We start from the raw sequence: 22,687 nt of genomic DNA, 5'->3' as shown, positions 1-22,687 counted from the left end.
ACGTGCACGAGATAAGCCACTACTGCACGGTCAGCGAAACCTGACCTGATCAGCCCGGCCGGGTTACGGCACACGGGATTCGATCACGGGTAGACGAGTTCCCGATAGGTATCGAGAATCTTCTGGACCGAGGAGGTGACCGACAGGTCGTCACCGTCCACAGGTGCCCAGACGTAGCCCGCGTGCGCGCTCAGCACCACAGGACCCGGCGATTCGACCTCGACTTCGAAATGCAAGCGCCGCACCGGTTTACCAGCGGGCGAAAGGTACTCGAAGTCGCCGACGTGGTGGCGGATATCGGTGACCGTGAGCCCGGTCTCTTCCTCTACACCGCGGATCAGGGCGCCGGTCACCGATTCACCGGGCTCCACAGTGGCCCCGGGCAGCTTGCGAGTGGGACGAATCGGCCCGGTGCTGGGTAGTTCCAGCAACAGCACCTCACCACCCCGATCGATGATTGCGCCGACCCGCAGCCCGACCCCGTCTCGTTCACCGCGTGGCAGGGTTTCGTCGAACATCGATACCGACATGGGTGGTGTCACCAACCTTCGATCCGGCGGGGCTCACCTGGTACACGCCTCGGCGAGCAATTCCATATTACCGTGTTGTGACCTTCGGATAACACAGGTTGACGAGACCTTGACGGGGCCGGGACTTCCCCGGCGGGCATACGCAGGACGTTCAGCGAAGAATTCACCTGCGGACCGCCCAGTCGTTCACCGGCCCGAAGGTGCTTGCCGGACAAGAACTTCGAAATGCAGCGACCCGCACCCAACGGTTGCGCCACGGAGCTCCCGTCGCGTGCCACCGGCCCCGCGCGATTCGGCGATCCACCCGGCACAAAATGTGACACACACCGCTTTCAGCCCCCTCCGATACTGTGCGGCAAACCACTGAACCGAGTCCGAACCCGGCGGTCGCGCCGGCTTCGTACGGCGGCGAGACATCCAGCCGCCGGAATCGGATTCTCAGCTTCAGAGCATTGATCACCGAGCCCCCGGCCCCGAACCGGTTACCCGGGCGAGCTTTTCATTCTCGCACCGGCTCCGATCCGGGCCACCGGCCGCGTTCCCGCCGACGAGAACGGCACCGTACCGGCTATTATGCGCAGAGTGCCTTACGACCGCGACAAGAATTCGGCCGATGGACACCGGTCCGCCGCACCACGGGGCGGTCCGTAGCGCAGCGCAGGGGTTTCCCGGACACGGCCGAGGGACGATACGGCCGGGGCGGGTATCGAGCGCAGAGGGGATGAGATGGACAGGCCGGCCTGGGCACCCGAGGGTGTGGACATGATGCAGCCGAGCCCGGCGCGTATGTACGACGCGCTGCTGGGCGGTTCGCACAACTTCGAAGTCGATCGGCTCGCCGCCCTGCGCGGCAGCCGGCTGGTGCCGGATCTGCCCCGGCTGGCGCTGAGCAACCGCGCGTTCCTGCGGCGGGCCGTACGCTTTCTGATCGATGCGGGCATCACCCAATTCCTCGATATCGGTTCGGGTATCCCGACCGCCGGTAACGTGCACGAGATCGTCCGGGAGTGCGATTCCGGGGCGCGGGTGCTGTACGTGGATATCGATCCGGTGGCCGTGGCCCATTCACGGGCGATCCTGGTGGGCGAACAGAATTACGGCGCCATCGAAGCCGACCTGCGGGAACCCGCAGAACTACTGGCGCGGGTCCGCGACACCGGATTGATCGATCCGGAACAACCGGTCGGGATCTTGCTCATCGCGGTGCTGCATCTGCTCACCGACGACGATCTGCCCGCGGCGAAGGTAGCGGCTCTCCGGCATGCGGTACCCATCGGAAGTTATATCGCCATCTCACATCTGACGTCCGCGCTACGTCCCGACGACGCGGCTACCCTGCACAAATCCTCGCAGCACGGTAATCAGGTGGGGATCCAGTTCCGTTCGCGCGCCGCGATCACCGAAATGTTCGACAGCTGGGAGCTTGTGGAACCCGGAGTGGTCGAGCTGCCGATGTGGCGGCCGGAATCGGACCGCGATCGGCACGAAGCACCGGGCCGTTCGCTGGGATTGGCCGGTGTGGGGTGCAAGTCCTGACCAGGGGGGTACGGCGCAGGAGATTCGGGTGACCGCGCGGGATCTCGCGGTCGGCTGGGCCGATGCGCTCGACGGCGCGGTGGCGCCGACACTGACGCGCGACCATATCGAGGTACTGCTGACCGAACAGGTCGAACAGTTGCTCGCCGCCCTGCGCGGCACCATCGGGCCCCAGGCCGGGAAGTACGCGGCGGAGGCCCTGGTCGCGGCGAATTACCGCGACCCTGCCGTGGCCGGCCGGACGATCCCGCTGATCTGCGGGGATATGGCCCGCTACCTCCAGATCACAGACCCGTCCACCGGCGACGTGGTGCACGACCGTTCGCTGCTCGTGGCCGCCGAGTTCGCGACCGGGTTCACGGCAGCACTGCGCTCGGTGGCATTGTCGGAGCAGGAGGCCACGCTCGCCGCGGCACTGGCGTCCGCCCAGGAAGCCGAGCGGCGACGTGAGCTCTCCGAAGCACGTTTCGAGGCGGTGTTCGCGGGCGCCTCGGTGGGAATCGGGACGGTCGACACCCACGGGCAGGTCCTCGAAGCGAATGCGGCGTTCGCGGACATGCTCGGTATCGAGGTCGCGGAGATGCCTGGCCGGGCGGTAGCCGAGGTGGTGGGTCACGCCAATATCGGCGACGCCTACCAGCGGATGACGCAGCTGCTGGCGGGCAGTATCGACCGGTTCCGGCTGGAACTGGACCATCCACGTCCGGACGGGACGTCCACGGGGATCGATCTGTCGATGTCGGCGGTGCGCGATCACAGCGGCCGGGTCCGTTTCCTGATCGGTGTGGCAGTCGATGTCACCGAACGCCGGGAACTCGCCGCCCGCCTCTGGTACGACGCCAATCACGATGAGCTCACCGGCCTGCCCAACCGTGGCCATCTCTTCGACCGGCTGGCGGTGGCGACGCCACCGATCGGGATGGCCTATCTGGACCTGGACGGGTTCAAGGAGGTCAACGACCGGTGGGGACATGCCGTCGGTGACGAGGTGCTGCGGATCGTCGGCGCCCGTCTGCGGCAAACCGTTACGGCGGCCGGTGGGCTGGCGGCACGCCTGGGCGGTGACGAATTCATCGCCGTGCTCGAGCGGTGCACGGGAGCCGCCGAACTGGCTATGCTCAGCGCGGATGTGCAGACTGCACTCACGGTGCCGATGGAGATCCAGGAGTGGACGATCCGTATCGGTGCGAGTATCGGCACGGTGTATCTCGAGGATGCGCCGACAGCGATCGACGAGGCGATGCAGGCCGCCGATTCCGCCATGTACCGCAACAAGACCCCGCGTTCCCGCTCCTGACAGGGCACCGCTTCGGACTGTAAGCGTTGATTTTTTATGAAGACCGGTCTACTTTCTAGGCATGGGCGCAAAAGGAGCCGAAACCAAGCAGCGGATGATCGAGGCGACGCGATCGTCCATCGAACGCCGCGGCTACTTCGGCACCGGCCTCAACCAGATCCTGGCGGACAGCGATACTCCGCGTGGTTCCCTGTACTTCCATTTCCCGGGCGGTAAGGACGAACTCGTCGCGGCCGCCGTCACCCAGACCTCCGGGAGCATCGATGCCGCGCTCGCGCAGGCCGATCTCACCGACCCGGCCGGCGCGGTCACCGATCTGATCACCGTGCTCGGCGACCGGCTCGAGGCATCCGGCTGGGAATGCGGCTGCCCCGTCGCAACCGTCGCACTGGAGATCTCCGGCACGAACGACACGGTCCAGCGTGCTTGCGCCGAGGTCTACGAACGGTGGACGGAGACTTTGCGTATCAGCCTCCGGGCGGCCGGTTACGAAAATGCCGACGATCTGGCGGTTTCCCTGCTCGCCATGATCGAAGGCGCACTACTGCTCGCGCAGACACATCGCGACCGCACACCACTCGAACGGGCCGCGCGCGTCGCCCGCACCCTGCTCTAGATCCACGGCAACTCACACCGCGCATTCACATACCCACAAAATATGTAGACCAGTCTAGTTAGGAACTTGTTATGAGCACTCCCGATTCCGTCATCTTCGGGGCGGCCGGTTTCATCGGACGCGCCCTTGTCGCGCGGCTGCTGCACCGCGGGCATACGGTCGCGGCCGCGCTACGCCCCGGCAGCGCGGATCGACTCACCGGCTGGCTCGACGAGCACGGCGTAGCGCGCGAGCGGCTGACCGTACTCGACTGCGATATCACCGACCCCGGCCTGGGCGAGGTCGCCGGACTGGACACCGCCGCGGTACGCGATGTGTACAACTGCGCGGCCCGATTCAGCTTCGGGCTCGACGCCGGCCCCGCCCGGGCGGTGAACATCGACGGCGCCCTGCACATCCTCGACTGGTACACGAGCCTGCCCGCGCCGCGCCGGCTGGTCCACATCACCGGATACCGGGTCACCGTGCCGGATTCGGCCGAACACGATTACGCGGTCGGCGGCTACGGCGCGTCGAAATTCGAGGCCGACGCGATACTGCGCGAACGGGCCGCGGCAGCGGGAGCTGCACTGACGGTCGCGAACCCGAGCACAGTCGTCGGCCCGGGGCAGTACATCGGCCTCGCCGAACTCGTCCGCGACCTCTGGTACGGCAGGCTTCCCGCGCTCCCCGGCAACGCCCGCACCTTGCTGCCGATCCTCGAGCTCGACTATTTCGTCGATTTCCTCATCGCCCTCCCCGACAACCCGGATACCGCGGGCCGCTCCTACACCGTGCTCGACCCCGCGAGCCCGCCCCTGCCGGAGCTGATGCGAATCCTCGCCGAGCACCTGCGCGTTCGCGCACCCCGTTTCACGATTCCGACCGGCCTGGTGGCCCGCCTGCCACGGTGGCTCACCGGGGTCGACCGGGAGCGCCTCGCGTTCCTCGCCGAGGACCGCTACGACACCTCCGCCGCAGATGAGGTGGCTGCGGCTGCGGGCCTCACCATGCCGCCCGCCGGGGAAGTCCTGCGAAACTGGGCAGACCACCTGGTGAGCAGTCGATTCGGCAGTGCCGAGGCGGATCCGGCCGACGGCTTCGCCGACGGCCTCTGGGTGAGCGGCGATCGGCGGACACCGGATCTGGTACTGCTGCACGGACTCCCCACCGACAGCGACGCCTGGCGCGCGGTCACCGCAGCGACTACCGCATCCACCTACACCGCCGACCTCCCCGGCCTCGGCCGCTCGGCGCCCGGCGGCTCCCCCGTCCACTTCCGGCCGGACCGGCTCATGGCCTCGGTGACCACTCGTCCCCTACTGATCGGGCATTCTCTCGGCTGCCTCCCGGTCCTGCGTTACGCGGCCGCCCATCCCGACCGCATCTCCGGAATAGTCTTGGTGGCACCCGCTTTCCTGCAGAGCCGCGCGTCCTGGACGACCCGGTTCCCCGGCGCCGCCCTCGTACTGCGCCGCCTCGGCCCGGCACCGCTCGCCGCCACTCTGGGTGTGCCGTCCGGTCCTGCGATCGACAGCGCAAGCGCGAACCTGAGCCGCCCCGGTGCAGCCCGGCGGGCCGTCGCGGCACTACGAACGGCGAGCCGGCACGAGCAGCGTGCGGCCGCTCGCCGCCTGCTCGCGCAGATCACGGTGCCGGTGCATATCATCACCGGCTCCCATGACCCGCTCGAGATACCGGTATCCCTACCGACCACAGTGATCGAGGGTGCGGGCCACCACCCCCACCTCACCCATCCGGACCGGGTGGCCGAGGTCCTGGATACCGTCCGGAACCTTTTCCAGGGCCACACGGTCGTATCCGGCCGCCCGGCCCCGGCCTCCAGCTGACGTTTCGCGGGTTCGAACTACACGTCACCTTGCTCCCGGAATCCGAGGGTCTGCCCGGCCGGGCCGCCGAGTCACCACGCCGTGCGCGTGCCCCACCGCAGGGCGCGGTGGGGCACGCTCAGCCGGCGAATGTGGGGCGACTGCTCTGATCGTCCAGCAGTTCGCCGGCGATCTTGTCCAGTGCTCGGTCGAGCAGGGCTTTGTCGGTGGGATCGTCGAAGGACCAGTCCTCCAGTCGACCGTCCAGCCAGCTGCGCCAGACTCGCCGGAAGCACTGGGCGTACTGTTCCCCGGTGTCGGTCAGGCGTAGCGAATCCCCCTCGCCCCACACGTATCCCGCGAGCGCGGCGTCACGATAGACCGGCTCGAGTACACCGACCGGGACCATATGGTCGTCCGCGATGCCGGCGAGTGTGGCCCCGCCACGCACCTGGGCCCGCAGATGTACCGCACCGATCGCCCAGGTGACGGATTCGGGAAGTTCGCCACCTGTCAGGTCGTACAGCGAAGGACCCGGCAGAGCGGGTTTCCGCTCGCCCGGCACGCCGGGTATCCGGCGCTGATCCCGGCGCAACACCTGCGCGACAGCGTGTTCCAGCTGGGCCGCCCGGTCGCCGGAATCCGGCATCGAAAATCCCTCCCCCAGTTCCGCGGCACGCGCCCGGGTGCTGTCGCGTAGCGGCACCTCCCGCAGGAACCACGCCACCAGGAAACCGGCCAGAGCCACCGGCACCACCCAGCGGAACACAGTGTCGATGGCAGTCGTATAAGCCTCGATGATCGGGGCCGCCAGGTCGCCGGGCAACTCCCGCAGGGCCGCCGGGCTCTGCGCGATCTCCGGGGCGACACCCGTTTCGGCCAGCGCCGCGGCCAGGGAAGGATCGAGTTTGCCGGTGTAGAGGGTTCCGAAGACCGCGGTACCGAAGGCACTTCCCACCGTGCGGAAGAAGGTCACCCCGGAGGTCGCGGTACCGAGCTGCGCGTACGGCACGGTGTTCTGCACGACGATCGTGAGCACCTGCATCGACAGACCGATCCCCAGCCCGAGGACCAGCATATACAGCGATTCCAGCCAGATACCGGTGTGGCGTCCCATCGTCGACATCAGGTAGAGGCCGAGCGCCATCACTGCCGTACCCGCGATCGGGAAAGGTTTGTACCGGCCGGTGGTCGAAACGATATTCCCGGAGATGATCGAGGTGATCAGCAGACCGGCCACCATCGGCAGTGTGCGCAAACCGGACTCGGTAGCGGAGACACCATCTACGTACTGCAGGTACGTGGGCAGATACGTCATCGCACCGAGCATTGCGAAACCGACGATGAAACTGAGGATCGAGCAGACCGTGAACACGCGGTTGCGGAAAAGATCCATCGGCAGCATCGGCTCGGGCACCCTGGTCTCCACCACGACGAACGCCGCCAGCAACACCACCGACCCGGCGAACAGGCCGATGATCGTCGCCGAACCCCAGGCGTATTCGGAACCACCCCATTCGAGGCCGAGGATCAATCCGGCCACGCCGAGCGCGACCAGCGCGATGCCGAGGTAGTCGATCACCGGGCGTACGGCCGGGCGCACCGCGGGAATCGTCCGGGCGGCCAGCACGATCATCACCACCGCCACCGGAACGTTGATGTAGAAGCACCACCGCCAGCTGGCGTGATCGGTGAACAGGCCACCCAGGGTCGGCCCGAGTACGGTGGTGACCCCGAATACCGCGCCCATCGCGCCCTGATACTTACCGCGCTGCCGCAGCGGAATGACATCGGCGATCAACGCCATCGCGGTCACCATCAGGCCGCCGGCCCCGACCCCCTGGATACCCCGCGCGATGATCAAGGTCAGCATGTCCTGGGCGATACCGGCGAGTGCCGAACCCAGGATGAAGACCACCGCGCTGATCTGGAAGACGAGTTTGCGACCGAAGAGGTCACCGAATTTACCGGCCAGCACCGTCGATACGGCCTCGGCGAGCATATACGCGGTGACCAGCCACGCCATATGTCCGGCGCTGCCGAGATCGGCGACGATCGTCGGCAGGGTGGTCGCGACGATCGTCTGATCGAGCGCGGCCATCAGCATCCCGAGCACGATGGTGACGAACACGATGTTTCGGCGGCGGCGATCGAGCGCCGGCGCCGTATCGGGAACCTCGCGGGTGCCGGTCATCCGCCGAGTATCGGTGACGGCTCCGCGCATCAGCGGCGGGACACGCTCGGGGAGCCGCATCACAGTGCGCCGGCCCGCTCTCGCCCCGAAGCGCAGGTCCCGCGATTGCGGCGACCCCTCCGGGGCCTGGCTCGACCTGGCCGGCCGCAGAACGACTCCGGCGAGCCGGCGGCATCCGACCGCCCGTCCGGACCGGTCCGCACCGGGACGGTGCGGCGGCCGGGACCTCGAACCTCACGCACTCGGCCGGGTAGGGTCGCGGGGCGTGACGATGATCGAGATTGCATTTCCGGGTGGCAGTGCCGAAGGCTACGTATCCGGTGAGTCCGGACCCGGGGTTCTGCTCTTCCAGGACGCGATCGGTCTGCGTCCGCAGATCGAGCGGATGGCGGACCGGATCGCATCGTGGGGCTATGTGGTGCTGGCGCCGCATGTTTTCTGGCGGGACGGGCGCGCCGCGGACCTCGCCCCCACCGTCGACCTGCGGGATCCGGCAAGCCGAGACGCGTTCTTCGCCTCCGGGGTGGGTGAGCGGATGGCCCGGCTCACACCAGATGTTCTGCAGGCAGACGGTGACGTGTGGCTGGAAACCCTGCACGGGTTGCCCGGTGTGTCCGGCACCGCCATCGGTGCGACCGGATACTGTTTCGGTGGCCGTATCGCGCTGCACCTGGCCGCGTCCCGGCCGGACGATATCGCCGCGATCGGAATGTTCCACACGGGTGGAATCGTCACCGAGGAGGCCGGCAGCCCGCACACCGAGGTCCCTCGGATCCGGGCCGCAGTCTTGGCCGGGCACGCCGACAACGACGGTTCCAACACTCCCGGCCAGATCGCCGCGTTCGACGCCGCACTGGCGGCCGCCGGAGTCGACCACCGCACCGCTGTCTACCCGAACGCCCTGCACGGCTACACGATGTCCGATACTGCCGCCTACCAGGAGGAAGCCGCCGAGCGGCATTTCCGGGAGCTGCGGGAACTGTTCGACCGCACCTTGAAACAGTAGGCGGTCGCCGGACCCCTCGATCACGGCAGATTTCACGAGCTCCGCCCCGTCTGCTGCCCGCACGCGCCCGCGCCGCTGCGTGCCCGGGTGCCCGTCGACACCCGGGCCGGAGCCGGCCGGGACGGCCTCGTGATCGCCACCGCGCCGAGGACAGTCCTGCGAGACGTGCCCGGGAAGCCGGAACTGTCGACGGCAGCAAGCGGCTCCGGCCGCCACGCGGTTCCGTGGTTTCACCCTCGCCGGGTGACGACATACAGGTCGCACAGCGTCTACCGTGCGCCCATGGCCCGACCTCATGCAGGTGCCGAGCCCGCGACGGACCGGCGGGTGGACCGCTCACAACGCGTCGAGTGCGGGAACCGGCAGCGCGAGCGAACACCTTTCGACGCGCTCGCAGGCGTGGGAACCGTGGACGACCGCGACCCGCTCGCCCTCCTCGAATCCCAGGCCGGCACCCGCATACCCGAACTGGTACCCGTGCGCTACGCCAGGATGGCGACCTCGCCGTTCGCGTTCTTCCGCGGCGCCGCGCTGGTGATGGCCGACGATCTGGCCCGCATCCCGAGCACCGGCTTGCGCACGCAACTGTGCGGGGATGCGCATCTGAGCAACTTCGGCCTGTTCGCGACACCGGAACGCCGGCTCGCCTTCGATGTCAACGATTTCGACGAAACCTATCCGGGCCCTTTCGAGTGGGATGTCCGGCGGCTGGTCGCGAGTCTTGCCATCGCCGGCCGCGGCAACGGTTTCAAAACCAAACAGCGCCATCGCATCACCAGGGCCTGCGCCACCGAGTACCGCGAAACCATGGACCACCTGGCCGGATGCGGCGAGCTCGCCGTCTGGTACTCCCATATCGAGGCGGAGTCGGAGATGGCGCAGGTGCGCGAGGTGCTCAAAGCATCGACACGCAAGCGGGTCGCGAAGACGATCGATAAAGCGTGGGGCCGCGACAGTGCGCATGCCTTGTCGAAACTCACCACCACCGGCGCCGACGGGCAACCGCGGATCGTCAGCACACCACCGTTGATCGTGCCGGTGGAGGAACTGTTCACCGGTGCCGACGCCGAGCAGGTGCATCGCACCATGATGAAACGGCTGATCGACTACCGCGCCACCCTGCAACCCGACCGCCACTACCTGCTGGACCGGTTCGACTATGTGCACGCGGCCCGCAAGGTCGTGGGTGTGGGCAGTGTGGGGACACGCTGCTGGATAGTCCTGTTACGCGGTCCCGGCGGCGACCCGCTGTTCCTGCAGGCCAAAGAGGCGCAGCCGTCGGTGCTCGCCGGGTACCTCGACGGACCCGAGTACGAGAACCAGGCGGAGAGGGTGGTGACCGGGCAGCGGCTGATGCAGGCGACCAGCGATATCTTCCTCGGCTGGCATCACGGGCCGGACTCCGACGGGGTGCCGCGGGATTTCTATGTCCGCCAGCTCCGCGACGGCAAGGGTTCGGCGGAGATCGAGACCATGTCGCCCGAACTGATGGCGCTCTACGGCAGGTTGTGCGCGCGGGTGCTCGCCCAAGCGCACGCGCGCGGCGGTGACCGTTTCGCCATCGCCGGCTATCTCGGCAGCAGCAATGAATTCGACGATGCGCTGGCCGCTTTCGCCGAGGAATACGCCGACCTCAGCGCTCGCGACCACGCGGCCCTGATCCGGGCGACAGCCGAGGGCCGCGTCCCGGCCGCACGCGTCGGCGGGTAGGTGTGCGGGCCGTGGCCGCGCTAGTTCACCACGGCGAAAGCGAAGCCGTCCCAGCCCTTCGCGCCCACTGTCTGCACGACCGTGCCGTCCAGCCGGGGTTCCTCGGCCAGGAGTTCGACCAGTTCGCGGCTCGCGCGGACGGCGGGGTCGTCGGAGGCCTCGTCGGCGAGGCGCCCGCCACGAACCACATTGTCGACGACGATGACCGCCCCGGGCCGGCTCAATCGCAGGGCCCACCGCACGTAGTTCGAGTTGTTCACCTTGTCGGCGTCGATGAATACCAGGTCGAAGGGTTCCGGTTGTTCCTCGGCCAGGACGGGCAGCGATTCCACGGCCGCACCGATCCGGATATCGACGATATCCCCGACTCCGGCACGATCCAGGTTCTCCCGTGCCACCTGAGCGTGCCGTGGCTCGTATTCGAGAGTGACCACGCGCCCGCCCGCACCGACCGCGCGGGCCAGCCACAGGGTGCTGAATCCGCCCAGCGTGCCGATTTCGAGTACCCGCCCGGCGCGGGTCGACCGGGCGAGTAGGTAGAGGAATTTCCCCTGGGCCTCGGAAACGTCGATCGAGGGCAGTCCTGCCGCCGCGTTAGCCCGCAGCGTCGCGCTTCCCGCGTCGTCGCGCACGAGATGGTCCACCACGTACCGGTCCACGTCCGCCCACTCGGGTGTACTCATCCCCACAGTCTGCCATCGGTCACCGCGCGACGCCGAGTACCGCGAGGGAAAGGCACTCAGCCCGGTCGGCTTGTGCTGGGCCGCTATCCGCACGCCCGGACCGCTCGATATCCCGATTCCGGGCGAGAGCCCGAAGCCGCAGCGTGTCCGGAGCGGCCGCCCGGTTCCCTGCCGTCGACTGTCGGACTCGGCTGCGGCTACCGGCGCACAACGCGACTTTGTCCAGCACGTGACGAGCGGCGTCGTAGCAATGGTGCGTCAGCGCGTGCCTGCGATACCGAACAGCAGCGCATCGATCCCGGCCCGGAATACGGCATCGTTGTCGACGGCGGGCTCACCGGGGGCGTCGGGTTCGGCGAAGAGCGCGGCGAGGTGGGGATAGTGCCCCTGGCCGAGCATGGCGGCGATATGCCCGGCGCCCCCGCCCTGGGTGGGCAACGACTGCCCGGTGGCCTCCTGACCAGCGAATACGGTAACCCACCCGGAGAGCATCGCGATACCGGTCATGATCTCGGCCGGACGAAGCCCCGTGGGCACCAGTACCGCGACCATATGGTCCAGGTAGCGCAGACCGTGCGGTCCTAGGCTGCGCGGGTTCGTTTCGATCAGCCAGCGGTGGCGGCGGTACATGGCGCGCGCTTGTTCGGCGACATCCAGCACATCGGCCCGCAGGTCCCCGGTGGGGGGCGTGAATTCGTATTCGCCGGCGACCCGGTCGAACATCAGGGCGACGAGATCGTCCTTACCCGATACATAGCGGTACAGGGATGCGGCGCCGGTGCCCAGTTCCTCGGCGACCCGCCGCATCGACAGCGACCGCATGCCTTCTGCATCGGCGAGCCGGACGCAGGCCGCCGCGATGTCGTCGAGGCTCAGCGCGGGCCGCGGCCCGGGTTTCGTGTCACGGGCCTGTAGCCACAGCGCGTTCGTCGGTTCAGCGGATGGCATCCGGTAAGCATGCCTCGAGCCGGTTGCGAACATCGTTCGCATTCAGCTAGCGTCAATTGCGAACAGTGTTCCCAATCAAGGAGTAGGTGTGACGGCAATCGAGACCTGCGGGTTGACGAAGAAATACGGCGAGCGCACCGTGGTCGACGCTGTCGACCTACACGTGGACCCCGGCCGAGTGCATGCCTTGCTGGGCCCGAACGGGTCCGGGAAGACCACGACGGTGCGCATGCTGGCCACCCTGCTGCGGCCCGATGGTGGATCTGCCCGGATCGCCGGTTACGACACCGCGCGCGAAACCACCGAGGTGAAGAAGCGGATCGGATTGGTCGGCCAGTTCCACGCGGTCGATTCCCGGCTCACCGGGCTGGAGAACCTCACCATGTTCGGCCGGATGAACGGCCTCCCGGCCCGGCAGGCCCGCACGCATGCCGGTGAACTGCTCGAACGGTTCGATCTCGGCGCTGCCGCCGATCGTCTCGCCCGGGACTACTCGGGCGGGATGCGCCGCCGGCTGGATATCGTCGCGGCGATGGTGGTGCGCCCGGCCGTCCTCTTCCTGGACGAGCCGACCACCGCACTCGACCCGCGCAGCCGCAACCAGATCTACGGCTGTGTCAAGGAATTCGTGGCAGAAGGCACCACCGTACTGCTCACCACCCAATACCTGGACGAGGCCGATCGACTCGCGGATTCCGTGACCATCCTCGACAACGGCCGGGTACTCGTCGCGGGTACGCCGCATGAGCTCACCGCGAGCATCGGAGGCGGGCTGGATCTGGTCACCGATCCGCGCCGCCGCCGCGATATCGACATCGTGCTTGCCGGTTTCGGGGGAACCGCCACCACAACCGGCGGCGGCGCGACCGATGAATCGGAAGCCGAGGCACCCCTGTCCTATTCGTTTCCCGGAGCCGAAATACCGCTGCTGCCGATTCTGCGCGCCCTCGAGGATGCGGGAATCGAGGTGCACGATATCGGCCGCCGGCGCGCCACCCTGGACGACGTCTTCCTGACCCTCACCGGACCTGCCGTAAGGACGCCCCGATGACCACGATCGATTCCCGCTCCCCCGCTTTCTTCACCGCCACCGCCACCGCCTTCGGCCGCATACTGTCGGCATACCGGCATTCTCCCGGTCTGCTGGCCATAACCCTGGCCGCCCCCGCGGGCATGATGCTGCTGTTCGGATTCGTCTTCGGTGGCGCGCTCGCCGGCACCGCCGATGCCGCCGCCTACCGCTCCTATCTCACCCCTGGGGTTCTGGTCCTGGTCGCGGCGATGGGCCTCACCGCCACCGCCTCGACTGCCAACGCCGACCTGAACAGTGGTCTCACCGACCGATTCCGGGCGCTACCGCTACCGGCCCTCTCGGTCCCCGCCGGGCTCGCCCTCGCCGAAACCCTGACCGGTGGGATCGCCCTGATCATCATGTCCGGAATCGGCGCGGCTGCCGGCTGGCGCATCGACGCAACTCCGGTCGAAATCGTCGCCGCCGTAGCGCTTCTCCTACTGTTCCGGTTCGCGCTCAGCTGGGCCGGGATCTGCCTGGGCGCGGTGATCCGGGACGAACAGATGCTCCAGCAGACCGCACCGTTGATCTTCGGGGCGATCATGTTCTCCAATGTCTTCGTATCGACCGAGACCATGCCCGGGCCGCTGCGCGTGTTCGCGGAGTGGAACCCCATCAGCGCCGTCGTCGCCGCGTTGCGGGAGCTGCTCGGCGCGCCGGGCATGGTGCCCGCCGATGCGGCCTGGCCGCTGCGGGAACCGGTAACGGCCTCCGCCGTCTGGCTGACAGCCGCATTGGCCGTGACCGTTCCGGTGGTCCTGCGGCAGTACGGGTCCGCCCGGCCACAGCGGTCCTGATCGCGCCGGCGGGTACCGGCGAACAGAAGCAGGCACGACCACAACGGCCCCGCGGATAGGCTACGACGGGACCGGCCGACCTTCGCCGAGTGCCGTCGCCAGCGCGGTGAACCGCGCCTCCAGGTATGCCCGCCCGACACCGGTTCCCGCCTCGACCAGGTCGAAACCGTGGTATGCGCCGTCCACCTCGTACAGCTCGCAGGGCACCCCTGCGGTGCGCAACCGCTCGGCGTAGGCCAGGTCTTCGGCGTGGAAGAGATCATTGGTTCCGACGCCGATCCAGGCCGGTGGCAGGCCCGCGAGGTCGTCGCAACGTCCCGGGGCGGCCAGCGGCGGTACCTCACCGGCCGCCGCGGACCCCAGATAGGAAGACCACCCGAACCGGTTGCTTCCCGGGCTCCACATCCGCATCCGGCGCGCATCGAGCGGGGAGCCCGCACGGGTCCGGTCGTCCAGCATGGGATAGGACAGCAGCTGGAACACCGGCCGCACCTCCCCGCGGTCCCGGGCCAGCAGTGCCAGCGCCGCGGCGAGCCCACCGCCTGCGCTCTCCCCCACCAGAGCGATACGGTCGGCGTCGACGTCCGGTTGCCCGGCCAGCCAGCGCAGCGCCGCGTAACAGTCGTCGAGCGGCGCCGGAAAGGGATGCTCCGGCGCCAGCCGGTACTCCACCGACACCGCCGAGATCCCGAGGCGGCGGACCACCGAGCGGCAGAACCGGTCCCCCATCGCGGCATTGCCGATCACATAGCCGCCACCGTGGATGAACAGCAGTGCAGGGCCGGGCCGCGGGGCCGTCGCGGGACGGAACACCCGGACCGTCACCGTCTCGTCGACCCGTTCGATCGTCCCGCCCGCCGGCCGGGCCCGGCCCGCGCGATCCGTGAGACGCCGGAGGGTTCCGATCGTGCGCGGATACACCACCGAACGAGGTAGCAACCGTGCCAGGCGCAGGTCGGGATGAAAAGTGGGCGAGGGCATCGACGAGCCGTCCTCTCGCTGTCGAGCCGGGCCCGGATCACCCGGCCACCGCATCTTACGGGAGTCTCGGAACCTTCCGGCGCGGTTCGAGACCCGTAAATCCGGTTGTCGAAAACGGCGCCGCACCGCAAGCTGAACCGATGACGCTCGATCTCCCGCCCGATGTGGTGGACACTATCCGCACCAATTTCGAGGAACGAGGCGACCGCTGGCTCGCGGACCTGCCCGCCGTAGTGGCCCGGCGGTGCCGGGAATGGGACCTCGAGCTGATCGGGCGCCCGTTCAGCGGCGGCACGCATTCCTTCGTGGCTCCGGTGCGGCGCGGCGACGATTCGGTGGCGGTACTGAAGATCACAGTGCCCGACGAGGAGAACGCCGGTGAGGCCGCCGGAATGTACTGCTACCAGGGTGACGGCGCGGCGCGCCTCTACGATTTCGATCCCGGTACCGGCGCCATGCTGCTCGAATGGGCACGCCCCGGAACGCCGCTGATCGCACAGCCGCGGATTCCCCTCGAAGGCAAGGCGGAGAACGCGGGCAAGATCCAGACCGCCTGCGCCCTGTATCGGCGGCTGCGCCGGCCGCCCACCGATATTCCGGCCGGATATCCCGCGCTCCCACTCGTGGCCGATATCGTTTCCCATTGGGAGCAGGAACTTTTCACACCCGAAATGACCCGATACCTTCCGGAGGCGGTAACCGCCCGCGCCCGGGACCTCCACGCGTGGCTGACAGAACCGGACGGGCCGCTGCTGATCGTCAACCGTGATACCCACCTCGGCAATATCGTGGCCGCCGAACGGGAGCCGTGGCTGCTGATCGACCCGAAGGCATTCCTGGGCGAGGCTGCCTTCGACGCAGGATTCCTCATTCTGAAGCAGATCGAAACAGAACCCGGCCCCACCCACGCGGACCGGGTACTCGCGGCCACCGCCGACGGGCTCGAGGTCGATCGGGAACGGGCCCGCGCCTGGGCCTGGCTGCGCGCCATGGAAGAGATCGCCTGGTCACTGGAGGACGAGCGCCCGGATGATGCCGCCCGATACCGCGAGGTGGTCACGGCACTGTCGTGAACGGGTCCCGGTCACGGGAAGCCCGAATCCACCACGCCCAGTAGGGTGATTGCGCTGATCGTATCGGCGGATGGTGGACAACGGCCGATCCTCATAGACAGGAGGACCGCTCGTGCGCTGGAGCAGCGTGACCGCATTCGGTCGCGAATCGTTCGCCGGGCTGGCCGACGGATTCGTGCCGATGGCACACGAATTCGGCGACGAACCCGAATGGCGGGCCGGGCTCACCGCCCAGGAATCGGCGACTTACGCGCTGATGCGCTGGGATCAGCGCGGCCGGCGCCGCTGCCACCGGACCGCCGGCCATATCCGGCGAGAGCCCAGCGACGATTTCTACTGGGTGGTGATCCCCGACCGTGGCTCGTTCGGAATCCGGTTCCGCGACGAAATCTCCCATGTCACACCGGGTCACGCGACGATGGCCGGATTCGAGATCCCCTGCCACCTCGATATTCCGGATTCCGCGGCCTACGCATTCCAGGTCCCGCGCACCGAATTCGACCATTACCTGCGCCCGCGCATTCATATGAACCTCGTCCTCGACCTGACCCACGGGCTCGGCCGGGTCGCCGACACCATGATCCGCAGCACCCACGCCGAGCAGGCGCGTCTGTCGGCACGCGAGTTCGCCGCGGTCTGCGATCGGATCACCGAGCTGCTGTGCATGCTGGCGGCCGGGGACACCGAACCGCAGCGCGCTCACCGCGCGGAGATCGCGGAAAGCATCCGGCGATACCTGCGCGCGAATATCGGCCGGGGTGATGTGCGGCTGCCGGCCGTCGCGCACGCGCTCGGCTGGTCGGAACGTCAGGTGCGGGTGGTGTTACACGAATCCGGCACCACCTTCCGCGATCTGCGCCGGGAGGAAGCGCTGCGGGCCGCCCGGGAAATCCTGGACGACCCGCGCGCCACCATGACCATCGCCGAACTCGCGACCCGATGCGGTTTCACGCCCGCTTGGTTCTCCGCCGCGTTCAAGGAACGCTTCGGTCAGACGCCGCGGGAGTTCCGGCGGAGCCGCCGCGGCGAGATCACCGCCCGGCGGGCGTGAAGCACCGCGGCCTGCCTCAGGCCGCGGGTCCCGGCCGCACCGGCAACGCCACCGGGCCGACGGTACTGATCTGCACCGTGTACTCGATATCTTTCGGGTCCACCGCCAAGTCCAGTTCGGGGTACCGGGCGAACAGGGTGGCCAGCGCGATCCGGCTTTCCATGCGGGCCAAGGGTGCGCCCAAGCAGAAATGCGGTCCGCGGCCGAAAGCCAGCTGGTCTTTGTGTTCGTGGTCGATATCGAATACGTCGGCATCCGGGTAGCGCAGCGGGTCGCGGCCGACGCCGCCGTGCCACAGCGTCGGGGTGCCCGCCGCGATATGCACACCGGCGACGGTGACATCGGTGCGCGGATACCGCGTGAGCGTGCCGACCACCGAGGACCGGCAGCGCAGCGCCTCCTCCACCACATCGGCCCAGCGGTTCTCCGCCTGCGCGCGGGCAAGCTGTTCCGGGTATTCCCGCAGGGCCACCACCGCGTTGCCGAGCAGATGCACCGTGGTTTCGTGCCCGGCGACGATCACCAGCCACAACATGCTGATGAGTTCCTCATCGGTGAGCTCGTTTTCCTCGTTGGCCGCCAGCAGGGCGGAGGTGAGGTCGTCGCCCGGTTCGGCCCGTTTACGCTGCAACAACTCCGCGAAGTACCCGCCCATCGCGGCCATGGCCGCCTGCGCTTCTTCGCCCGTGCTGGTCACCGAGACGATGGTCAGCGTCCAGTTTTTCAGTTTCGGTTGTTCATCGGCGGGCACTCCGAAAAGTTCGCAGATCACCCGGACCGGCAGCGGGGTGGTGTAGTTCGCGATCAAGTCGATTTCGTCCCCGGCCGGGAAGTTGTCGATCAGTTCGTCGGCGATCTGCTGAATCCGCGGTTCCAGGGCCGCGACCCGCGCCGGGGTGAATGCCTTGTTGATCGTCTGCCGCAGCCGGCGATGCTCGGCACCGTCCTGGTTGAGCATATGTTCGGCGTCGGTGAGCGCCCGCAGCGGCCAGTCCGCGGGAATGGTGCCGTCGCGCAGCGCCGGACAGAGCGAGGGGTGTTTCCCGAAGACCTTGTCGTCGAGCACTTCGCTCACCGCGCGATGACTCACCGCGATACACGCGGGCACGCCGCCGGGCAGTTCGATCGGCACGATCTCCCCCGCGCGCAGGATTCGCTCATGGGTTTCGAGAATGGACTCACCTGGCGTCGGAAGTTGAATCAGTGGCTCGGACATGTTGCCTCCCTGGGCGTTTCGGTCTACCGAGGGATAGTGTGCGTCGACGGCCCGGACCGCACAAACGCTGCCGGGCTTTCTGCCGCCTCCCGATATTCCCGCGCACCGAACCGTAAGAACCACAGCGCGTTCCACGGCCGCGCCGGCACCCAGGACAGCCGCCCACAGTCCCGCCCGGCACCCCTCGGGCAGGTCGGCGTGCCGACGTGACCGCCGCGAGGATTCGAATCACTGCGCCAGTTTGCGGACCCGCAGATCGTGGGCGATACCCGAGGCGGCAGGGTGGGCGTTGTCGATGGTGAAGGTGACCTTGTCCGGCCGGTAGCGGTCGTCGCCGTATTCGACAGGTTCCCCAGCCGCCGTCGAGGTGCGACGCCGTTCCCGTAGCAGCGGAGCTCCCGGGGCGATGTCCAGCAGGGTCGCGTCGTGCGGGTCGGCGGTCAGCGCGTCGATGGTATGCCGCGCCGAGTGCAGGTCGACGCCCTGCCGGGCGAGGTGGGCATAAATCGATGAAGCGTCGGGGTCGAAATCGAAAAGCAGCCGGCCCACCGGTTCCACGAAGGTGGCGCGTTCCAGCATGACCGGTTCGCCGTCGAGCGAACGGACCCGCAGGACTTCGACAACCAGCGTTCCTGCACCGATCCCGAGCGCGGCGGCGGCGACCGCACCCGCTCCGCGCCGCGCGACCTCCACGGTGCGCTGCCCCGGCGTTCTACCGATCCGCTCCGCCCAGGCAGTGAAGGAGAGCAGACTTTCGAACGGCTGCCCGAGCGCGGTATCACGTACCACGGGCGGCCGGCCCTGGCCACCGGCGATCAGCCCTTCCTGCCGGAGGGTCGCCAAGGCGGTGCGCACGGTCCCCCGGGACGCACCGAACTCCGCGCACAACCGCGCCTCCGATGGCAGCGACGCGCCGGGCGGGAGGGCACCGCGGTGGATTCGCTCGCGTAGTTCCGCGGAAACCCGGGCGTGCAAGGGTGTGGCCACATCGTCCTTTCGGATTGCGGATGAACTTGACCGAATAAGCTTACGACGACCGCGCAGTTTCTGGCCATGCAACGCATCAGCCTGGTGAAACTATCGGTGAACTTATATAGACAAGTTGCTCGAAAGGCTTGAGTGGCGACGGCAACCTTGCGAACATTCCCGGCATGACAGCCGCTCCGCCACCCGTATCCCCCGCCCTGCCGACCCGGCCGGTCGACCTCGCCGTCGTCGGCGCCGGCATCGTCGGTCTCGCCCATGCCGTCGATGCGGTCGAGCGCGGGCTACGGGTCGCGGTCGTCGAACGCGATGCCCGCGCGGTGGGCGCGTCGATCCGCAACTTCGGCCATCTCTGCGCCACCCCGCAGACCGGGACCGTCCTCGACTACGCCATGGCGGCGCGCGAAAAATGGCTGCGGCTCTCCGAAAAGGCGGGTTTCGATATCGTCCGCGCCGGCACATTGGTCGTCGCCCGCAGCGCCGCCGAGATGGGTGTCCTCGAGGAATTCGCCGCCGAACGCGGCCATGAACAGGTACGCCTGCTCGACCGCGCCGGCGTCGAGAAACTGTTCCCCGCCGCCCGCAATATCGTCGGCGGCGCGCACCTACCGCTGGACCTGCGGGTCGACCCTCGGGCCGCGGTACCCGCGCTCGCGAACTGGCTCGCCGACAACGGTGTCGATTTCTACTGGCACACCCACGCGGGCGCCATCTCGCCGGGTATCGTCCACACTGCCCGCGGCGACCTACCGGCGACGGCGATCGTGCACGCCTCCGGCCACGATGTCGACCGCCTGTTCCCGGCGCTCGCCGAGGAATTCGAAGTCCGCCGCTGCAAACTGCACATGCTGGAAGTCGACCCGCCCGGCGATATCCGCATCGCCCCCGCCGTCCTCACCGGCTACTCGATGCTCCGCTACGGCGGCCTCGCCGCCACCGCTTCGGCCACCGAGGTCCGCCGCGAAATCACCGCACGCGCCCCGGAAACCCTCGATGTGGTGATGAACCTGATGTTCACCCAGCGCCCCGACGGCGCCATCGCCCTCGGCGACACCCATCACTACAGCCGCACCCATCTCCCCTTCGACGAGGAGTCGGTCACCGACCTGGTACTCCGCGAAGGCGCCCGCCTGTTCGGCGTCGACCAACTCACCGTCCGCCGGCGCTGGCGCGGAATCTACGCCGACTCCCCCACAGCCGATTTCCTCGTCGCCACCCCCGCACCCAGCGTCCGGGTCGTCTCGGTGACCTCGGGCATCGGTATGACAACCGCCCTCGGCCTCGCCCCGACGGTTCTCGACGATCTGCTCTGAACTCGCCCACAATCCCGGTCCGGGCACAGAGTTAACCGCGCTATATCAACGGCACGAAGAGCCGCGATCAGCGGCGCCGAGTTCCGGCCGGGGTGCGCACGCCCCGGCGCGCCTCGTTCACCCGGCCGCGGTGGTGATCGCCGCAGCGACCTCGTCCGGTCGGGAGACCAGCGAGGCGTGCGAAGCATCGAGTTCGCTCACCTGCGCACCCATCCGGCCCGCCATGAACCGCTGCGACGACGGCGGGATGACCCGGTCCTGAGCCGACACCAGATACCAGCTCGGGACGCCCACCCACGACGGTGGGCCGGACGGTTCCAGGTTCGCGGCAACAGCGATCGACTGCTGGTGGGCGATCATCTGGGCAGCGGTGGCGTCGTCGACATCCTGGGCGAATACCTCATGGAACCGGTCCGGCGCGACGTACGCGTCGAGGTTGCGTCCCGCGAGCCCCGCCGGATCGTCGACGACTTTCACCTGCAACGCCGGCGGCAGCAGCTGACTGCCCGGGAACCGGATCGGGTCCAGCGCCAGCTGCGCGAACTCGCCCTGCGTCGGCGCGAACGCTGCGACATACACCACCGACACCACATCGGGATCGTGCACGTTACTGATCACGAATCCCCCGTACGAATGCCCGGCCAACACTATCGGCCCCTCCACCGTATCGAGCACCGACTGAATGGCTGCGGCATCATGTGCCGGCCCTCGCAGCGGGTTGTCCGGTGCCAGCACCTGGTACCCCTGCCCGCGCAGCCGCTCGGCAACACCATCCCAGCTGGTGGGGTCGGCGAAAGCACCGTGCACCAGCACCACCGTCGGTAACGACTGAGCGGCCGCGGGAATCGCACCCCCCAGCGCCGCGGCCAAGGCGACGATCACAGCGAACAACGCAATACGCACAGTGCGGAATGTGGTCATGGTTTCCCTGTCCGGTCTCGATCGGATTCACACGAACTCGAGCAGCTGGGCGCCGAGCCAACCGGCGCCGCACAGGTGATACGGCCACTGATCCTAACCCCGCGCGAACACCGGCACCGGAAAATGCGCGGCTCGGCCATCCGGCAGTCGCGGAGTATCGCCGGGCGACCCACGGGAACAACGGCCGGAGCCGGGACTCACCCGACCTCCGACACCTCACGACCCCCCTCGACCAGGTACCGGCCCGCCCGGAACACGGTAGGTCGCAGCACCTGATACACCGCCCCCGACCCCGTCACCGCACTGTCGACCAGTGTGAAGCCCGATGCCGGCGAATGCGCATCGAACAACCGCTTTCCCGGCCCGACCACCACCGGGAACACCATCAGCCGATACTCGTCGATCAACCCCGCCTCGTGCAGGGTGCGTACCAACTGCCAGCTCCCGTGCACCTGCAATTCCCCACCCGGGCGTTTCTTCAACTCCTGCACCCGCCCGACAACGTCTCCGCCGATCACGACCGAGTTCTGCCACTCCGCGTCCGCGAGCGTGGCCGAAACGATATGTTTCGGCAACCCGTTCAGCTTCGCCGCCACGATATCGCCGGGGTCGGTGACCTGCGACCAGTACGCGTACATCATGTCGTAGGTACTGCGCCCGAGCAGGAACTCCGCCACCTGCTCGAACCATCCACCGACGATCCGCCCGAAATCCTCGTCCTCGGTGTACGGCACCTGCCACCCACCGCGCTCGAACCCGCCACTGGTGTCCTCGCCGGGAGCCCCCGGCCCCTGCATCACACCGTCCAAGGTGAGGAATTCGTGCACCGTCAGTTTCATTCGCTGCGTCCTTTCGCGTCGGCCCGTCGGTGGTTACGACCGCTCCGCGCAGCGAAAATCATCTGTCCCCCCGTGGTCAGAAGGCCTCAGCTCCCATCAGGGACTCCGGGCC

The 22,687-nt window shown here is 68.0% G+C and carries 20 protein-coding genes; 11 read left to right on the top strand and 9 right to left on the bottom strand.

The annotated features are described in order from the left end of the window. Positions 1–83: 83 nt before the first annotated feature. On the bottom strand, positions 84–530 hold the full coding sequence (locus NS6_RS14600) for an NUDIX hydrolase (protein ID WP_068041897.1): 447 nt from the start codon (positions 528–530) through the stop codon (positions 84–86). Between the two features lie 726 nt (positions 531–1,256). Here NS6_RS14600 and NS6_RS14595 point away from each other — a divergent pair. The 4 genes from NS6_RS14595 to NS6_RS14580 all read left to right on the top strand — a co-directional run bounded on the left by NS6_RS14595 (position 1,257) and on the right by NS6_RS14580 (position 5,808). Further along, positions 1,257–2,066, top strand: a complete 810-nt coding sequence (locus tag NS6_RS14595) for an SAM-dependent methyltransferase (protein ID WP_068041894.1) — start codon at positions 1,257–1,259, stop codon at positions 2,064–2,066. Positions 2,067–2,094: 28 nt separating this feature from the next. Further along, positions 2,095–3,363, top strand: a complete 1,269-nt coding sequence (locus NS6_RS14590) for a sensor domain-containing diguanylate cyclase (protein WP_068041891.1) — start codon at positions 2,095–2,097, stop codon at positions 3,361–3,363. A gap of 61 nt (positions 3,364–3,424) precedes the next feature. Then, positions 3,425–3,979 (top strand): TetR/AcrR family transcriptional regulator, encoded by a 555-nt coding sequence (locus NS6_RS14585; RefSeq protein ID WP_068041888.1) that lies wholly within the window; start codon positions 3,425–3,427, stop codon positions 3,977–3,979. A gap of 71 nt (positions 3,980–4,050) precedes the next feature. After that, positions 4,051–5,808, top strand: a complete 1,758-nt coding sequence (locus tag NS6_RS14580) for an alpha/beta fold hydrolase (RefSeq protein WP_068041886.1) — start codon at positions 4,051–4,053, stop codon at positions 5,806–5,808. Positions 5,809–5,926: 118 nt separating this feature from the next. Here NS6_RS14580 and NS6_RS14575 read toward each other — a convergent pair whose 3' ends face one another. Continuing rightward, complete coding sequence (locus NS6_RS14575; protein ID WP_068042263.1) at positions 5,927–7,981, bottom strand: MDR family MFS transporter; 2,055 nt, start codon at positions 7,979–7,981, stop codon at positions 5,927–5,929. Between the two features lie 271 nt (positions 7,982–8,252). Between NS6_RS14575 and NS6_RS14570 the strand changes: the two genes are divergently transcribed. Both NS6_RS14570 and NS6_RS14565 read left to right on the top strand, forming a co-directional pair. Next, positions 8,253–8,987 carry a dienelactone hydrolase family protein gene (locus tag NS6_RS14570; protein WP_068042260.1) on the top strand — a complete coding sequence of 245 codons (735 nt, stop codon included), beginning with the start codon at positions 8,253–8,255 and terminating at the stop codon, positions 8,985–8,987. 282 nt (positions 8,988–9,269) lie between these two features. Then, on the top strand, positions 9,270–10,697 hold the full coding sequence (locus NS6_RS14565; protein WP_068041882.1) for a DUF2252 domain-containing protein: 1,428 nt from the start codon (positions 9,270–9,272) through the stop codon (positions 10,695–10,697). Between the two features lie 20 nt (positions 10,698–10,717). On the opposite strand, the gene NS6_RS14560 is transcribed toward NS6_RS14565, so the two are convergent. Then, the gene (locus tag NS6_RS14560) at positions 10,718–11,380 is read right to left on the bottom strand and encodes an O-methyltransferase (protein WP_068041880.1); all 663 of its coding nucleotides are present in this window, start codon (positions 11,378–11,380) and stop codon (positions 10,718–10,720) included. A 258-nt stretch (positions 11,381–11,638) separates the two neighbouring features. Further along, entirely contained in the window at positions 11,639–12,328 is a 690-nt protein-coding gene (locus tag NS6_RS14555) for a TetR/AcrR family transcriptional regulator (RefSeq protein ID WP_068041877.1), read from the bottom strand. An 88-nt stretch (positions 12,329–12,416) separates the two neighbouring features. Here NS6_RS14555 and NS6_RS14550 point away from each other — a divergent pair, with 88 nt between their 5' ends. Both NS6_RS14550 and NS6_RS14545 read left to right on the top strand, forming a co-directional pair. Continuing rightward, on the top strand, positions 12,417–13,379 hold the full coding sequence (locus NS6_RS14550) for an ATP-binding cassette domain-containing protein (RefSeq protein WP_068041875.1): 963 nt from the start codon (positions 12,417–12,419) through the stop codon (positions 13,377–13,379). Beyond that, positions 13,376–14,197 carry an ABC transporter permease gene (locus NS6_RS14545; protein ID WP_068041872.1) on the top strand — a complete coding sequence of 274 codons (822 nt, stop codon included), beginning with the start codon at positions 13,376–13,378 and terminating at the stop codon, positions 14,195–14,197. The genes NS6_RS14550 and NS6_RS14545 overlap by 4 nt, the downstream gene beginning before the upstream one ends. 60 nt (positions 14,198–14,257) lie before the next feature. Here NS6_RS14545 and NS6_RS14540 read toward each other — a convergent pair whose 3' ends face one another. Beyond that, a complete protein-coding gene (locus NS6_RS14540; RefSeq protein WP_068041869.1) occupies positions 14,258–15,178 on the bottom strand; it encodes an alpha/beta hydrolase in 921 nt (306 codons plus the stop codon). Positions 15,179–15,318: 140 nt separating this feature from the next. On the opposite strand from NS6_RS14540, the gene NS6_RS14535 reads away from it, so the two are divergent. Beyond that, complete coding sequence (locus NS6_RS14535) at positions 15,319–16,251, top strand: aminoglycoside phosphotransferase family protein (RefSeq protein ID WP_068041866.1); 933 nt, start codon at positions 15,319–15,321, stop codon at positions 16,249–16,251. A gap of 112 nt (positions 16,252–16,363) precedes the next feature. After that, entirely contained in the window at positions 16,364–17,302 is a 939-nt protein-coding gene (locus NS6_RS14530) for a helix-turn-helix transcriptional regulator (RefSeq protein ID WP_068041863.1), read from the top strand. Positions 17,303–17,318: 16 nt separating this feature from the next. Here the strand turns inward: NS6_RS14530 and NS6_RS14525 are convergent, their stop codons facing one another. Both NS6_RS14525 and NS6_RS14520 read right to left on the bottom strand, forming a co-directional pair. Further along, positions 17,319–18,518: a cytochrome P450 family protein gene (locus NS6_RS14525; RefSeq protein WP_084471051.1), complete on the bottom strand. Its 1,200-nt coding sequence runs from the start codon at positions 18,516–18,518 to the stop codon at positions 17,319–17,321. Between the two features lie 228 nt (positions 18,519–18,746). After that, positions 18,747–19,505: a GntR family transcriptional regulator gene (locus NS6_RS14520; protein ID WP_068041860.1), complete on the bottom strand. Its 759-nt coding sequence runs from the start codon at positions 19,503–19,505 to the stop codon at positions 18,747–18,749. 164 nt (positions 19,506–19,669) lie between these two features. On the opposite strand from NS6_RS14520, the gene NS6_RS14515 reads away from it, so the two are divergent. Further along, positions 19,670–20,815 carry a TIGR03364 family FAD-dependent oxidoreductase gene (locus tag NS6_RS14515; RefSeq protein WP_068042254.1) on the top strand — a complete coding sequence of 382 codons (1,146 nt, stop codon included), beginning with the start codon at positions 19,670–19,672 and terminating at the stop codon, positions 20,813–20,815. Between the two features lie 117 nt (positions 20,816–20,932). Here the strand turns inward: NS6_RS14515 and NS6_RS14510 are convergent, their stop codons facing one another. Both NS6_RS14510 and NS6_RS14505 read right to left on the bottom strand, forming a co-directional pair. Beyond that, positions 20,933–21,736, bottom strand: coding sequence for an alpha/beta fold hydrolase (locus tag NS6_RS14510; RefSeq protein WP_068041859.1), 804 nt, complete (start codon positions 21,734–21,736; stop codon positions 20,933–20,935). Between the two features lie 197 nt (positions 21,737–21,933). Next, positions 21,934–22,575, bottom strand: coding sequence for a dihydrofolate reductase family protein (locus NS6_RS14505; protein ID WP_068041857.1), 642 nt, complete (start codon positions 22,573–22,575; stop codon positions 21,934–21,936). Positions 22,576–22,687 lie beyond the last annotated feature (112 nt).

This window comes from Nocardia speluncae NBRC 108251 (genome assembly GCF_001613245.1).
Classification (GTDB): domain Bacteria; phylum Actinomycetota; class Actinomycetes; order Mycobacteriales; family Mycobacteriaceae; genus Nocardia; species Nocardia speluncae.
The sequence above is the reverse complement of the archived record's forward strand: the minus strand, read 5'-3'. Positions and strand labels throughout refer to the sequence as shown.